Source organism: Azohydromonas aeria (assembly GCF_009760915.1).
GTDB lineage: Bacteria > Pseudomonadota > Gammaproteobacteria > Burkholderiales > Burkholderiaceae_C > Azohydromonas > Azohydromonas aeria.
In genome coordinates, this window is the sequence record NZ_VIDQ01000013.1 from 101,419 (window position 1) to 115,902 (window position 14,484).

Consider the following 14,484-nt stretch of genomic DNA (forward strand, 5'->3'; position numbering starts at 1 on the left):
TGTTTCGAGTTATTCGCGGTCGCCGCCGAAGATGCCCAGCAGCATCAGCAGGTTCTGGAAGATGTTGTAGAGGTCCAGGTAGATGGCCAGCGTGGCACTGATGTAGTTCGTCTCGCCGCCGTCGATCACGCGCTTGATGTCGTAGAGCAGGAAGGCGGAGAACAGGCCGATGGCAATCACGGACAGCGTCATCATCAGCGCGCTGGACTGCACGAAGATGTTCACCACCATGGCCACCAGCAGCAGGATCACGCCCACGAACAGGAACTTGCCCATGTTCGAGAGGTCGCGCTTGACGACGGTGGCCAGCATGGCCACCGAGGCAAAGACCGCAGCGGTGCCGCCGAAGGCCGTCATCACCAGCTGGGCGCCGTTGCTGAAGCCCAGCACCATGGCCAGCAGCCGCGACAGCATCAGGCCCATGAAGAAGGTGAAGGCCAGCAGCACGGGCACGCCGGCGGCGGAGTTCTTCGTCTTCTCGATGGCGAACATCAGGCCGAAGGCGCCGATGAAGAACACGGCCAGGCTCATGCCCGTGCCCATCGCGGCGACGATGCCGGTGCTCACGCCGACCCAGGCGCCCAGCACCGTGGGTATCAGCGACAGCGCCAGCAACCAGTAGGTATTGCGCAGCACGCGGTTGCGCTGCGCGCTCAGCGAGCCTGCCGTCCCCTGGCCGGGATAGGCGGTCTGCAGGCGTTGGTCCATGAGAGAAGCCTCCAAAGATGATCGGAACGCGGATTCGATCCGCTCGATTCATTCTAGTTCCGCCCTTTGGGGGATTGCTGCCGATCAATCGGCGCGCCCATTGCTGCACCGGCGGTGAAACTGTTTTGCGCGGCCGTGCCGCCGAAGGCCGGGTTGCCGCGTCTACAGTGGCGGCCCTTTTTCCTCACCCACCCCAAGAAAGAGAAATCATGAAGAACCGACCGATGCTGACCCAGGACGACGTGCAGGCCATGGGCGAGGCCGCCCGCGCCGAGGCGCAGGCCAACGGCTGGGCCGTGACGATTGCCATCGTCGACGACGGCGGCCACCTGCTGTGGCTGCAGCGCCTGGACGGCGCGGCGCCGGTGTCGGCGCAGATCGCCCCGGCCAAGGCCCGCACCGCGGCGCTGGGCCGCCGCGAGAGCAAGGGCTACGAGGACATGATCAACCAGGGCCGCACCTCGTTCCTGAGCGCGCCGGGCATCGAAGGGCTGCTCGAAGGCGGCGTGCCGGTGATGGTCGAGGGCCATTGCATCGGCGCCGTGGGCGTGAGCGGCGTCAAGTCCAACGAGGACGCGCAGGTGGCGCGCGCCGGCATCGCGGCGCTGAAAACCAATTGATGCGGCTTGATGCGGCTTAAGGTGACTTGAGCCGGGTTCCCGGATGATGTCCAGGTGATTGCCGGGCGCGCGGCCCTGGTCAGGCCAGGGGAGCGCGCACCGGGCCGGTGCGGCGGCCGAGCGTGGCGGGAGTGTGAACTGCGCGGAGCAACTCCTCACGCGGCGCGGGGGCGGGTCCGGGTGAAAACCCGGGGGCGGCTATAATTCCGAGGTTTACCCGCCAACACCCCGCCCGGCGAAATTCGCCACCTGCTGCCGCCGGCTCCCCGCCGGCAGCGCATCCACACGAGCGCCACAGCAGCGCCGGGCGTGCACTCACACACCGGAGTCTTCCTTGCTGCCTGTACAGCCTCCCGCACTTCTCGCACTTGCAGACGGCACGGTCTTTCAGGGGACCTCGATCGGCGCCGCCGGTCACACGGTCGGCGAAGTGGTGTTCAACACCGCGCTCACCGGCTACCAGGAAATCCTCACCGACCCGAGCTACTGCCGCCAGATCGTCACGCTGACGTATCCGCACATCGGCAACTACGGCGTCAACGGCGAGGATGTCGAGGCCTCGAAGGTCCATGCCGCCGGCCTGGTGATCAAGGACCTGCCCGTGCGCGTGTCCAACTTCCGTGCCGGACAGTCGCTTACCGAGTACCTGCAGTCGCAAGGCACGGTGGCGATCGCCGACATCGACACCCGGCGCCTGACGCGCGTGCTGCGCACCAGCGGCGCGCAAAACGGCTGCATCGTGGCCTATCCCGTGGGCACCGTCATCAGCGAGGAGCTGCGGGCCGAGGCCGTGGCCCGTGCGCGCTCGGCGCCGGACATGAACGGCCAGGACCTGGCCAAGGTCGTGTCCACGCGCGAGCCCTACGAGTGGACGCAGACCGAGTGGCAGCTCGGCAGCGGCTACGGCACGCAGGAGGCACCGCGCTTCCACGTCGTGGCCTACGACTACGGCGTCAAGCTCAACATCCTGCGCATGCTCGCCAGCCGCGGCTGCCGCGTGACGGTGCTGCCGGCGCAGACGCCGGCGCGCGAGGCGCTGGCGCTCAATCCCGACGGCCTGTTCCTGTCCAACGGCCCCGGCGACCCGGGCGCTTGCGACTACGCCATCGAGGCCGCGCGCGAGCTCATCAACAGCGGGCTGCCGACCTTCGGCATCTGCCTGGGCCACCAGATCATGGCGCTGGCCGCCGGCGCGCCGACCTTCAAGATGAAGTTCGGCCACCACGGCGCCAACCACCCGGTGAAGGACCTGGACACCGGCCGCGTCGGCATCACCAGCCAGAACCATGGCTTTGCCGTGAAGGCCGATGCGCTGCCGGCCAACGTGCGCGCCACGCACGTGAGCCTGTTCGACGGCACGCTGCAGGGCCTGGCCTGGACCGACAAACCCGCCTTCTGCTTCCAGGGGCACCCCGAGGCCTCCCCCGGCCCGCACGACATCGCGTACCTGTTCGACCGCTTCATCGACCTGATGGCGGCACGGCAGACGGAGAAGAACTGAGATGCCCAAGCGCACTGACATCAAGAGCGTCCTCATCATCGGCGCCGGCCCGATCATCATCGGCCAGGCCTGCGAGTTCGACTATTCCGGCGCCCAGGCCTGCAAGGCGCTGCGCGAGGAGGGCTACAAGGTCATCCTGGTCAACTCCAACCCGGCCACGATCATGACGGACCCGGCCACGGCCGACGTCACGTACATCGAGCCCATCACCTGGCAGGTGGTGGAGCGCATCATCGCCAAGGAGCGCCCGGACGTGATCCTGCCCACCATGGGCGGGCAGACGGCGCTGAACTGCGCCCTGGACCTGCACCGCCATGGCGTGCTGGACAAGTACGGCGTGGAGATGATCGGCGCCAACGAGCACGCCATCGAGAAGGCCGAGGATCGCCAGAAGTTCAAGGAGGCGATGACCAAGATCGGCCTCGACTCGGCCAAGAGCGGCATCGCGCACTCGCTGGAAGAGGCCTGGAGCGTGCAAAAGCGCATCCAGGCCGACATCGGCGGCTCGGGCTTCCCGATGGTGATCCGCCCGAGCTTCACGCTGGGCGGCACGGGCGGCGGCATCGCCTACAACCCCGAGGAGTTCGAGGAGATCTGCAAGCGCGGCCTGGACCTGTCGCCGACCAAGGAACTGCTGATCGAGGAGAGCCTGATCGGCTGGAAGGAGTACGAGATGGAGGTCGTCCGCGACAAGGCGGACAACTGCATCATCGTGTGCTCGATCGAGAACCTGGACCCGATGGGCATCCACACCGGCGACTCGATCACGGTGGCGCCGGCGCAGACGCTCACCGACAAGGAATACCAGCTGCTGCGCAACGCCTCCATCGCGATCCTGCGCGAGATCGGCGTGGACACCGGCGGCTCCAACGTGCAGTTCTCGATCAACCCGGTCAACGGCCGCATGATCGTGATCGAGATGAACCCGCGCGTGAGCCGCAGCTCGGCGCTGGCCTCCAAGGCCACGGGTTTCCCGATCGCCAAGATCGCCGCCAAGCTGGCCGTGGGCTACACCCTCGACGAGCTGCGCAACGACATCACCGGTGGCGCCACGCCGGCCTCGTTCGAGCCCAGCATCGACTACGTCGTCACCAAGATCCCGCGCTTCGCCTTCGAGAAGTTCCGCGAGGCCGATGCGCACCTGACCACGCAGATGAAGTCGGTGGGCGAGGTGATGGCCATGGGCCGCACCTTCCAGGAGTCGTTCCAGAAGGCGCTGCGCGGCCTGGAGACGGGCATTGACGGCCTGTCCGAGCGCTCGACCGATCGCGACGAGATCGTCGAGGAGATCGGCAGCCCGGGCCCGGAGCGCATCCTGTTCCTGGCCGACGCCTTCCGCATCGGCATGAGCCTCGACGAGATCTTCGAGGAAACCGCGGTGGACCCGTGGTTCCTGGCGCAGATCGAGCAGCTGGTGCAGCTCGAGGGCCAGCTCAAGGGCCGAGCGCTGCAGAGCCTTTCGAAGGACGAGCTCTTCTTCCTCAAGCGCAAGGGCTTCTCCGACAAGCGCCTGGGCCAGCTGCTGGGCAGCAACCAGCATGACGTGCGCCGCGCGCGCCACGCCCTGGGCGTGCGCCCGGTCTACAAGCGCGTGGACACCTGTGCTGCCGAGTTCGCGACGCAGACGGCCTACATGTACTCCACGTACGACGAGGAGTGCGAGGCCCAGCCCAGCGACAGGAAGAAGATCATGGTGCTCGGTGGCGGTCCGAACCGCATCGGCCAGGGCATCGAGTTCGACTACTGCTGCGTGCACGCGGCGCTGGCGATGCGTGAGGACGGGTACGAGACCATCATGGTCAACTGCAACCCGGAAACCGTCTCCACCGACTACGACACCTCCGACCGCCTCTACTTCGAGCCGGTGACGCTGGAGGACGTGCTGGAGATCGTCGACAAGGAAAAGCCCGTCGGCGTGATTGTGCAGTACGGCGGCCAGACGCCGCTGAAGCTGGCGCTGGACCTGGAGGCCAACGGCGTGCCCATCATCGGCACGACGCCCGACTCCATCGACATCGCCGAGGACCGCGAGCGCTTCCAGAAGCTGCTCCACGAGCTGGGCCTGAAGCAGCCGCCCAACCGCACGGCGCGCACTGAAGAAGCCGCGCTGCAGCTGGCGCAGGAGATCGGCTACCCGCTGGTGGTGCGGCCGAGCTACGTGCTGGGCGGGCGCGCGATGGAGATCGTGCACGGCGACAAGGACCTGCAGCGCTACATGCGCGAGGCCGTACGCGTGTCGGAGAAGTCGCCGGTGCTGCTGGACCGCTTCCTGGACGACGCCATCGAGGTGGACGTGGACTGCATCAGCGACGGCGAGGCCGTCATGATCGGCGGGATCATGGAGCACATCGAGCAGGCCGGCGTGCACTCCGGCGACTCGGCGTGCTCGCTGCCGCCGTACTCGCTGCCTGCCGCGCTGCAGGACGAGCTGCGCCGCCAGACCGCGCTGATGGCCAAGGCCCTCAAGGTCGTGGGCCTGATGAACGTGCAGTTCGCGATCCAGGGCACGGGCGAGAACGCCGTGGTGTACGTACTGGAAGTGAACCCGCGTGCCTCGCGCACGGTGCCCTACGTCTCCAAGGCGACGGGCCAGCCGCTGGCCAAGATCGCTGCGCGCTGCATGGCCGGCCAGAAGCTGGCTGACCAGAAGGGTGGGGATGGCCGCGCGCCGCGCGAGGTCGTGCCGCCGTACTTCAGCGTCAAGGAAGCGGTATTCCCGTTCAACAAGTTCCCCGGCGTGGACCCGATCCTGGGCCCGGAGATGCGCTCCACGGGCGAGGTCATGGGCGTGGGCAAGAGCTTTGGCGAAGCCATGCTCAAGAGCCAGCTGGGCGCGGGCTCGCGGCTGCCGGCTTCGGGCGCGGTCGTCATCAGCGTGAAGAACAGCGACAAGGCGCGTGCCGTGCAGGTGGCCGCCGAGCTGCACAAGATGGGCTTCAAGCTGCTGGCCACCAAGGGCACGGCGGCAGCGATTGCCGCGGCCGACATCCCGGTGAAGACGGTGAACAAGGTCAAGGACGGCCGCCCGCACATCGCCGACATGGTCAAGGGCGGCGAGATCCAGCTGGTGTTCACCACCGTGGACGAGACGCGCACGGCGATTGCCGACTCGCGCTACATCCGCACCGCCGCGCTGGCCAACCGCGTGACGTACTACACGACCATGGCCGGCTGCGAAGCCGCCACGGAGGCGCTCAAGCATCAGGATGACCTCGGCGTCATCTCGCTGCAGGAGATGCACGCGCAGCTGCACTAAACTGCGGCCGCGTACGCCGCCGCCCGGGCCTCACTGCCGGGGCGGCGGCTTTCTCACAACTACAAACGCGCCCCGGGCGCGTTTTGCTTTTGATCCACCGATCGCGACAAATATGGCCACCATTCCCATCACCAAGCGCGGCGCCGAGAAGCTCAAGGAGGAGCTGCAGCGCCTGAAGTACGTCGAGCGGCCTGCGGTGGTCCTGGCGATCCAGGAGGCGCGCGCGCAAGGCGACCTGTCGGAGAACGCCGAGTACGACGCCGCCAAGGACAAGCAAGGCTTCATCGAAGGCCGCATCCTGGAGATCGAGGGCAAGCTGTCGGCGGCGCAGGTGATCGACCCGTCCGGGCTCGACGCCGGTGGGCGCGTGGTCTTCGGCGCCACGGTGGACCTGGAGGACGAGGCCACCGGCATGAGCGTGACCTACCAGATCGTGGGCGACGACGAGGCTGACCTGAAGCAGGGGCTGATCTCGATCAGCTCGCCCATCGCGCGCGCGCTCATCGGCAAGGAAGCCGGCGACGTGGCCGAGGTGCAGGCGCCCGGCGGCATCAAGACCTACGAGATCATGGAAGTGCACTACCGGTGAGCCGTGCCGCGACGTCGGGCGACGGCTGGCTGCGCGCGCGGCGGCTGCTGCCGCCGTTGTGGGCCGGACTGCTGCTGTGCATCGCCCTGGTCGCCACGCCGGCGCCTTTCGCGACGCTGGAGCGTGCGCAGGCCGGGCTGGTGGTGGCCTTCATTTTCCAGCGCGAGGCATTCCTGAGCCTGGCGGCGGCGCTGGCCTTCGTGCTGATCGAGCGGCGCCGTGCGCGCGCCGGCCTGGGTGGCCAGTTCAGCGCCGACATGGCGCTGGCGCTGGGTGCGCTGTTCTTCACGGTGGCCGGGTATTTCGGCCTGCAGCCCATGATGGCCGCAGCGCGCGCCGGGCAGGGCGCGCTGAGCTTCGGCCAACTGCACGCCGTCAGCCTGGTGCTGTTCGGGCTGAAGATCCTGTGCGTGCTGGCGCTGGCCTGGCGGGTGGCAGCGCCTGTGAAAGCGCCGCCATCGTGACGAAACGCCCGAAGAGGGCGCTGGAGCCGCTTATTCCGCGGCGCGCTTCTTGACGCTGGTGGTGCGGCGCTTGGCGCGCTTGATGCTGCCGCCAGGGGTGACGCGCTCGTTGCCCAGCACGCGTACCTTCTTGACCTGGGGGCGGTGGTTGCCGCTCTTGCTGAACTTCACGATCTTGACCACCTTGGGGCCGGGCTGGCGGTCCTCTCGCTCCGCGGCCTCCTTGGGTGGGATGGGGCGCCAGAGCACGAGCAGCTTGCCGATGTGCTGAATGGGCGCGGCGCCGAGCTGGTCGGCCAGCTCGCCAAGCAGGGCCTCGCGCGCGACGCGGTCGTCGGAGAAGACGCGCACCTTGATCAGGCCGTGGGCCTTGAGCGCGGCATCGAGCTCCTTGAGCACGCCGGTGGTCAGGCCCTCGGAGCCGATCTGGACGACCGGGTGGAGGTGGTGGGCGGCGGCGCGGTGTTCCTTGCGCTGGGCCGGGGTCAGTTGAATCGCAGACATCCTTACATTATCGACGCAGCATGAAGATCAACACCAAGAGCAAGAAGGTCAACAAGGCCTGGCTTGCGGACCATATCAACGATCCCTACGTAAAGATGGCGCAGCGCGAGGGCTACCGAGCCCGTGCCGCCTACAAGCTCAAGGAGATCGACGAGGCGCTGCAACTGGTGCGCCCGGGGCAGGTCGTGGTGGACCTGGGTGCCGCACCCGGCGCCTGGAGCCAGTACCTGCGCCGGCGCTTCGCGCCCAAGACGGCCGGGGCCGGAGGCGCGGCGGTAGGTGAGCTGCAGGGCACCATCATCGCGCTGGACATCCTGCCCTTCGAGCCGATCGAGGGCGTGTACTTCATTCAGGGCGATTTCCGCGAGGACGCGGTGCTGGCCCAGCTGGCCGAGACGCTCGCCGGGCGGCAGGCCGACCTGGTGGTGTCGGACATGGCGCCCAACCTCTCCGGCATCGAAAGCGCCGACGCGGCGCGCATCGCGCACCTGGTGGAACTGGCGGTGGAGTTTTGCGGCGCCCACCTCAAGCCTTCCGGCGCGCTGGTGTGCAAGGTGTTCCACGGCAGCGGCTACAGTCAGCTCGTGGAGCTGTTCAAGAAGCACTTCCGCGTGGTCAAGCCGATCAAGCCCAAGGCCTCGCGGGACCGTTCTTCCGAAACTTTCCTGGTGGGTCTTGGTCTGAAGAATGTGTGACGTTTCTCCTGGGGCGAGGACTTTTTGCGGGGGTTGAAAACACCCGTGTCCACCCAGGACAAAGCAAAACTTGCCAAGCCCTTGACTGAACTAAAATTGCCCTCAATTCCCCACGGTCACGCCTCTCGCGCGCGTGGCAGTGCCTGGTTTGAAAAGGAGCCGCGGTGAACAATCAATGGTTCTCTAAAGTCGCTGTCTGGATGGTGATCGCCCTCGTGCTGTTCACCGTCTTCAAACAGTTCGACCGCGGAGTGACGGCGGGTAACCAGATCGGTTATTCGGACTTTCTGGAAGAGGTGCGCGCCAAGCGCATCAAGTCCGTGACGCTGCAGGAGGGCAACGGCGGCACTGACATCATCGCCACCACCAACGACGACAAGCGGCTGCGCAGCACGGCGACCTACCTGGATCGCGGCCTGGTGGGCGACCTGATCAACAACGGCGTCAAGTTCGACGTCAAGCCGCGCGAGGAGCCCTCGGTGCTGATGAGCATTCTCGTCAGCTGGGGCCCGATGCTGCTGCTCATCGGCGTGTGGATCTACTTCATGCGCCAGATGCAGGGCGGCGGCAAGGGCGGCGCTTTCAGCTTCGGCAAGTCCAAGGCGCGCATGCTCGACGAGGCCAACAACTCCACGACCTTCGCCGACGTCGCCGGCTGCGACGAGGCCAAGGAAGAGGTGAAGGAGTTGGTGGACTTCCTGAAGGACCCGCAGCGCTTCCAGAAGCTCGGCGGCCGCATCCCGCGCGGCGTGCTGCTGGTCGGCCCTCCGGGCACCGGCAAGACGCTGCTGGCCAAGGCCATCGCCGGCGAGGCCAAGGTGCCGTTCTTCAGCATCTCGGGCTCCGACTTCGTCGAGATGTTCGTCGGCGTGGGCGCGGCCCGTGTGCGCGACATGTTCGAGCAGGCCAAGAAGAGCGCGCCCTGCATCATCTTCGTGGACGAAATCGACGCCGTCGGCCGCCACCGCGGTGCCGGCCTGGGCGGCGGCAACGACGAGCGCGAGCAGACGCTCAACCAGATGCTGGTCGAGATGGACGGCTTCGAGACGAACCTCGGCGTGATCGTGATGGCGGCCACCAACCGGCCCGACATCCTCGACCCCGCGCTGCTGCGTCCGGGCCGCTTTGACCGCCAGGTCTACGTGACGCTGCCCGACGTGCGCGGCCGCGAACAGATCCTCAACGTCCACATGCGCAAGGTGCCCGTGGGCCAGGACATCCGCGCCGACATCCTGGCGCGCGGCACCCCGGGCTTCTCGGGCGCCGACCTGGCCAACCTGGTCAACGAAGCCGCGCTCTTCGCCGCCCGCCGCAACGGGCGCGTGGTGGAGATGGTCGACTTCGAGAAGGCCAAGGACAAGATCATGATGGGGCCGGAGCGCAAATCCATGGTCATGCCCGAGGAGGAGCGCAAGAACACGGCGTACCACGAGGCCGGCCATGCGCTGGTGGCGCGCCTGATGCCCAAGACCGATCCGGTGCACAAGGTCACGGTGATCCCGCGTGGCCGTGCCCTGGGCGTGACGATGCAGTTGCCCGAAGGCGACCGCTACAGCATGGACAAGGAGCGCATGCTCTCGACCATCTCGGTGCTGTTCGGCGGGCGGATCGCGGAAGAGGTGTTCATGAACCAGATGACCACCGGCGCTTCCAACGACTTCGAACGCGCCACGCAGATCGCCCGCGACATGGTCACCCGCTACGGCATGACCGACGAGCTGGGCCCGATGGTCTACGCAGAGAATGAGGGCGAAGTCTTCCTGGGCCGCTCGGTCACCAAGCATGTCAACGTTTCCGAGGAAACGATGCAGAAGGTGGACCAGCAGATCCGCAAGATCATCGATGAGCAGTACGCCATCGCGCGCCGGCTCATCGAGGAGAACAAGGACAAGATGCACGCCATGGCCCGGGCGCTGATCGAATGGGAGACCATCGACAGCGACCAGATCGACGACATCATGGCCGGCAAACCACCGCGTCCGCCCAAGGACTGGACGTCCACGCCGCCGCGCTCGGGTGGCAGCATGTCGCCCCCGGTCAATCCGGACGGCACGCCGGCCACGGCATCCTGATCCGGTGCCACGCTGAAACCGCATGCGACGGGGCCTTCGGGCCCCGTTTTTCTTGATCCCTGCACGCCTCAATACCTTCCCGTCAGCCGCCCATGCTCTGGACCACGACCCGCTTCCGCCTCGACCTCTCGCGCCCGCTGGTGATGGGCATCGTCAATGCCACGCCCGATTCGTTCTCTGATGGCGGCCGGCACGCGGACGCGGCCTCGGCCCGGGCGCATTGCGAGCGGCTCGTGGCCGAGGGCGCCGACATCCTGGACATCGGCGGCGAGTCCACGCGCCCGGGGTCGGCCACGCCGGCCGAGGCCGACGAACTGGCCCGCGTTGAGCCCGTGCTGCGCCATGCCGTCACGCTGGGCGTGCCGGTGTCCGTGGACACCAGTAGCCCGCTGGTGATTCGCCGCGCGCTGGCGCTGGGCGTGGACATCGTCAACGACGTGCGCGCACTTCAGCGGCCAGGCGCGCTGGAAGCCTTCCTGGCCGACGGCGTGCCCGCAGGCGTGTGCCTGATGCACATGCAGGGCGAGCCGGCGACGATGCAGCTGGCCCCCAGCTACGCCGACGTGGCTGCCGACGTGGCAGCCTTCCTGGCGCAGCGGCTCGACGTGCTCCGTGCTCACGGCGTGGCGGATGACCGCGTGGCACTGGACCCCGGCTATGGCTTCGGCAAGACCGTGACGCACAACCTGGAACTGCTGCGCCGGCAGCCCGAGTTGCTGGCCCTGGGTCGGCCGCTGCTGGTGGGCCTGTCACGCAAGTCCTGCCTGGGCACCGTCACCGGGCGGCCGGTGGACCAGCGCCTGGTGCCCAGCGTCGCAGCCGCGCTGGCCGCGGTGCAGTTGGGTGCGCGGGTGGTACGAGTTCACGATGTCGCCGCGACTGTGGATGCGCTCAAGGTCTGGCAGGCGGCCGGGCTGGTAGGGAATGGTTCCTGATGTTGATCGCTGAAGGACAATGGTGGGTTGCCCCACAAAGGGCGTGACTGGCCTGCAAGCACAACGAGGAACAAGAGGAATGAGCAGAAACTTCTTTGGCACGGACGGCATCCGGGGAACCGTTGGCCAATCTCCCATCACGCCGGACTTCATGCTGCGGCTGGGGCATGCCGTCGGGCGCGTGCTGCGCGCCGAGACCAAGCGCCCCACGGTGCTGATCGGCAAGGACACGCGCATCTCGGGCTACATGATCGAGTCGGCGCTGGAAGCGGGCTTTGCCAGCGCCGGCGTGGACGTGCTGCTCAGCGGTCCGTTGCCGACGCCTGGAGTGGCTTACCTCACGCGCGCGCTGCGCCTGGACCTCGGCGTGGTCATCAGCGCCTCGCACAATCCCTTCAACGACAACGGCGTGAAGTTCTTCTCGGCCCAGGGCAAGAAGCTGCCTGACGCCTGGGAACTGGCGGTGGAAGCAGCGCTGCAGGACGCACCGCACTGGGTCGATTCCACGGGACTGGGCAGGGCGCGCAGGCTGGAGGATGCGGGCGGGCGCTACATCGAGTTCTGCAAGAGCACCATCAGTAACGAGCTGACCCTCAAGGGCATGAAGCTGGTGGTGGACGCGGCCCACGGCGCGGCTTACCACGTGGCGCCAGCGGTATTCCACGAGCTGGGCGCCGAGGTCGTGACCATCGGCTGCAGCCCGGACGGCCTCAACATCAATGCCGGCGTGGGCGCCACGGCACCGAAGGCGCTGGTGCAGGCAGTGCGCGAGCACGGTGCTGATTACGGCATCGCGCTTGACGGCGACGCCGACCGGCTGCAAATGGTGGACGCTGCCGGCCGCCTCTACGATGGTGACGAGCTGCTCTACGTCCTGGTGGCGGACCGCCTGGCGCAAGGGCAGAGCGTACCCGGCGCCGTGGGCACGCTCATGACCAACATGGGCGTGGAGATGGCACTGCGCCGCCGCGACGTGCAGTTGGTGCGAGCCAAGGTGGGCGACCGCTACGTGCTCGAGGAACTATCCGCCCGGGGCTGGCAACTGGGCGGTGAGGGCTCGGGCCATCTCATCGCGCTGGACCGGCACACCACCGGCGACGGCATCGTCAGCGCGCTGCAGGTGCTGCAGGCCGTGCGGCGCCAGAACCGCACGCTGGCCGATCTGCTGGAGGGTGTGAGCCTGTTCCCGCAGACGCTGCTCAACGTGCGCCTGGCCGAGGGCGCGGACTGGAAGCGCAACACGCAACTGACCCAGGCGCAGGCCGATGTCGAGCGCCTGCTCGGCGACGCCGGCCGCGTGCTGATCCGTGCTTCCGGCACGGAGCCGGTGCTGCGCGTCATGGTCGAAGCCCAGGACGCCCAGCAGGGACGCGCCTGCGCTGAGCAACTGGCCGAGGCGGCACGCGCCTGAACCCACGGCTGTTTCTTGGCTGGGAGAGGCGGCGTGGCCGCCTCTTTTCGTTGGTGCGGGAGCACGGCTCCACAAGGCGAGGGGTGTCTTCATGACGCGGGCGTGACGCTGTCGTCCGCGTGCGTGCGTGCGGACCTGGAGCCTGGACAGGCATGGCGCCGTTGCAAAGCGGCACCGCTGCCGTGGCCAATTCGGTCACTGTCACAGGGGTGTCACAGACGCTGCTTACAGTCGCGCGCATTGCTCAACTGCATCGAGGATTTGCGATGACGCGCTTCCACCTGCCGCTGCTGCTCGGCAGCTTGCTCGCCACCGCCGCCGGCTCGGCCGCTGCCCAGGATGTCACCGGCGCCGGTGCCACCTTTCCCGCCCCGGTCTACGCCAAGTGGGCCGACGCCTACAACAAGGCCAATGGCGTGCGCGTGAATTACCAGTCGGTGGGTTCCGGCGCCGGCATCAAGCAAATCAAGGCTCGCACGGTGGACTTTGGCGCCACCGACATGCCGCTCAAGGATGAGGAACTGGCCAAGGAAGGGCTGCTGCAGTTCCCCACCGTCATCGGCGGCGTGGTTCCGGTGGTCAACGTCAAGGGCCTGCAGCCCGGTCAGCTCAAGCTCACCGGCCAGGTGCTGGGCGACATCTATCTGGGCAAGATCAAGAAGTGGAACGACCCGGCGCTGGCGGCGCTCAACCCTGGCGTGCCGCTGCCCGACCTGGCCATCGCCGTGGTGCAGCGCTCCGATGGCTCGGGCACGAGCTTCCTGTTCACCAATTACCTCTCCAAGACCAATGCGGAGTGGAAGTCGAGCGTGGGCGAGAGCACGTCCGTGAAATGGCCCACCGGCTTCGGCGGCAAGGGCAACGAGGGTGTGGCTGCCTATGTGCAGAAGCTCCCCGGCGCCATCGGCTACGTCGAGTACGCCTACGTCAAGCAGAACAAGATGACGTACGCGCTGCTGAAGAACCAGGCTGGTAACTTCGTGTCGCCTGACGATGCCAACTTCAAGGCCGCTGCAGCCGGCGCTGACTGGAACAAGAGCTTCTACCAGGTGCTGACCGACCAGCCGGGCAAGGACGCCTGGCCGCTGAGCGGCGCAACCTACATCCTCATGCCGAAGGCGCCGGAGAAGGCAGCCAACGCCGCCGCGGCGCTGAAGTTCTTTGACTGGGCTTATGCCAACGGCGATGCCATGGCGGCGGACCTGGAGTACGTGGCGCTGCCCGACACGCTCAAGACGCTGGTGCGCAAGCAATGGGCCACCGTCAAGGGCGCCGACGGCAAGGCGCTGGCGCTCAAGTGACCCTTCGAATGACCGTTTGACGACCATGAGCGCCCGACTGCCGGCTGCCTCGCGCGCCGATCTTCCTGATGCCGCGGACCCGTTCCAGGCCGCCGCACGGCCGCCCGCAACACCCCGCTTCTCGCCCTGGCCCGACCGGCTGTTCTCGGCGGCGGCGCATGCCGCCGCCGCGCTGGTGCTGGCGCTGCTGGTGGGCATCATCGTTTCGCTGCTCATCGGCGCGCGCCCGGCCATCGAGGCCTACGGGCTGGGCTTCCTGTGGAGCAGCGAGTGGGACCCGGTGCAGGAGCGCTTCGGCGGTCTGGTCATGATCTGGGGGACGCTGGCGAGCTCGGCCATCGCGCTGCTCATCGCCGTGCCGGTGAGCTTCGGCATCGCGCTGTTCCTCACCGAGCTGGCCCCGGGCTGGCTCAAGCGCCCGCTGGGCA

Annotated in this window: 13 protein-coding genes; 11 read left to right on the forward strand and 2 right to left on the reverse strand. The window is 67.4% G+C overall.

Translation table 11 applies throughout. The annotated features are described in order from the left end of the window. Positions 1–9: 9 nt before the first annotated feature. Entirely contained in the window at positions 10–708 is a 699-nt protein-coding gene (locus FJ694_RS10815; RefSeq protein ID WP_157266852.1) for a Bax inhibitor-1/YccA family protein, read from the reverse strand. Between the two features lie 209 nt (positions 709–917). On the opposite strand from FJ694_RS10815, the gene FJ694_RS10820 reads away from it, so the two are divergent. From FJ694_RS10820 to FJ694_RS10840, 5 genes are all read left to right on the forward strand, one after another. Then, the gene (locus FJ694_RS10820; protein WP_157266855.1) at positions 918–1,328 is read left to right on the forward strand and encodes a GlcG/HbpS family heme-binding protein; all 411 of its coding nucleotides are present in this window, start codon (positions 918–920) and stop codon (positions 1,326–1,328) included. A 334-nt stretch (positions 1,329–1,662) separates the two neighbouring features. Then, positions 1,663–2,829 carry a glutamine-hydrolyzing carbamoyl-phosphate synthase small subunit gene (gene carA / locus FJ694_RS10825; RefSeq protein ID WP_157266859.1) on the forward strand — a complete coding sequence of 389 codons (1,167 nt, stop codon included), beginning with the start codon at positions 1,663–1,665 and terminating at the stop codon, positions 2,827–2,829. A 1-nt stretch (position 2,830) separates the two neighbouring features. After that, positions 2,831–6,085: a carbamoyl-phosphate synthase large subunit gene (gene carB, locus FJ694_RS10830; RefSeq protein WP_157266862.1), complete on the forward strand. Its 3,255-nt coding sequence runs from the start codon at positions 2,831–2,833 to the stop codon at positions 6,083–6,085. Positions 6,086–6,197: 112 nt separating this feature from the next. Then, entirely contained in the window at positions 6,198–6,674 is a 477-nt protein-coding gene (gene greA / locus FJ694_RS10835; protein ID WP_157266865.1) for a transcription elongation factor GreA, read from the forward strand. Then, positions 6,671–7,138, forward strand: a complete 468-nt coding sequence (locus FJ694_RS10840; protein ID WP_232539985.1) for a DUF4149 domain-containing protein — start codon at positions 6,671–6,673, stop codon at positions 7,136–7,138. The genes greA and FJ694_RS10840 overlap by 4 nt, the downstream gene beginning before the upstream one ends. Before the next feature lie 30 nt (positions 7,139–7,168). Here FJ694_RS10840 and FJ694_RS10845 read toward each other — a convergent pair whose 3' ends face one another. Then, on the reverse strand, positions 7,169–7,642 hold the full coding sequence (locus FJ694_RS10845; RefSeq protein ID WP_157266868.1) for a YhbY family RNA-binding protein: 474 nt from the start codon (positions 7,640–7,642) through the stop codon (positions 7,169–7,171). 20 nt (positions 7,643–7,662) lie between these two features. On the opposite strand from FJ694_RS10845, the gene FJ694_RS10850 reads away from it, so the two are divergent. The 6 genes from FJ694_RS10850 to FJ694_RS10875 form a co-directional block, all read left to right on the forward strand. Next, complete coding sequence (locus tag FJ694_RS10850; RefSeq protein ID WP_157266871.1) at positions 7,663–8,337, forward strand: RlmE family RNA methyltransferase; 675 nt, start codon at positions 7,663–7,665, stop codon at positions 8,335–8,337. 164 nt (positions 8,338–8,501) lie between these two features. Further along, positions 8,502–10,409 carry an ATP-dependent zinc metalloprotease FtsH gene (ftsH, locus tag FJ694_RS10855; RefSeq protein WP_157266875.1) on the forward strand — a complete coding sequence of 636 codons (1,908 nt, stop codon included), beginning with the start codon at positions 8,502–8,504 and terminating at the stop codon, positions 10,407–10,409. 92 nt (positions 10,410–10,501) lie between these two features. Continuing rightward, positions 10,502–11,344 (forward strand): dihydropteroate synthase, encoded by an 843-nt coding sequence (gene folP / locus FJ694_RS10860; protein WP_157266879.1) that lies wholly within the window; start codon positions 10,502–10,504, stop codon positions 11,342–11,344. A 79-nt stretch (positions 11,345–11,423) separates the two neighbouring features. Then, complete coding sequence (gene glmM, locus FJ694_RS10865) at positions 11,424–12,755, forward strand: phosphoglucosamine mutase (RefSeq protein WP_157266882.1); 1,332 nt, start codon at positions 11,424–11,426, stop codon at positions 12,753–12,755. Between the two features lie 266 nt (positions 12,756–13,021). Next, the gene (pstS, locus tag FJ694_RS10870) at positions 13,022–14,056 is read left to right on the forward strand and encodes a phosphate ABC transporter substrate-binding protein PstS (protein ID WP_157266885.1); all 1,035 of its coding nucleotides are present in this window, start codon (positions 13,022–13,024) and stop codon (positions 14,054–14,056) included. 25 nt (positions 14,057–14,081) lie between these two features. Continuing rightward, the coding region (locus tag FJ694_RS10875; protein ID WP_510513687.1) for an ABC transporter permease at positions 14,082–14,484 on the forward strand (403 nt) is incomplete at its 3' end.

Bases quoted from the DNA above. Each gene is read 5' to 3' on its own strand.
- pstS (WP_157266885.1), top strand. From the start codon at position 13,022: ATGACGCGCTTCCACCTGCCGCTGCTGCTCGGCAGCTTGCTCGCCACC.
- glmM (WP_157266882.1), top strand. From the start codon at position 11,424: ATGAGCAGAAACTTCTTTGGCACGGACGGCATCCGGGGAACCGTTGGC.
- FJ694_RS10815 (WP_157266852.1), bottom strand. From the start codon at position 708: ATGGACCAACGCCTGCAGACCGCCTATCCCGGCCAGGGGACGGCAGGC.
- FJ694_RS10845 (WP_157266868.1), bottom strand. From the start codon at position 7,642: ATGTCTGCGATTCAACTGACCCCGGCCCAGCGCAAGGAACACCGCGCC.
- greA (WP_157266865.1), top strand. From the start codon at position 6,198: ATGGCCACCATTCCCATCACCAAGCGCGGCGCCGAGAAGCTCAAGGAG.
- FJ694_RS10820 (WP_157266855.1), top strand. From the start codon at position 918: ATGAAGAACCGACCGATGCTGACCCAGGACGACGTGCAGGCCATGGGC.
- carB (WP_157266862.1), top strand. From the start codon at position 2,831: ATGCCCAAGCGCACTGACATCAAGAGCGTCCTCATCATCGGCGCCGGC.
- FJ694_RS10850 (WP_157266871.1), top strand. From the start codon at position 7,663: ATGAAGATCAACACCAAGAGCAAGAAGGTCAACAAGGCCTGGCTTGCG.
- folP (WP_157266879.1), top strand. From the start codon at position 10,502: ATGCTCTGGACCACGACCCGCTTCCGCCTCGACCTCTCGCGCCCGCTG.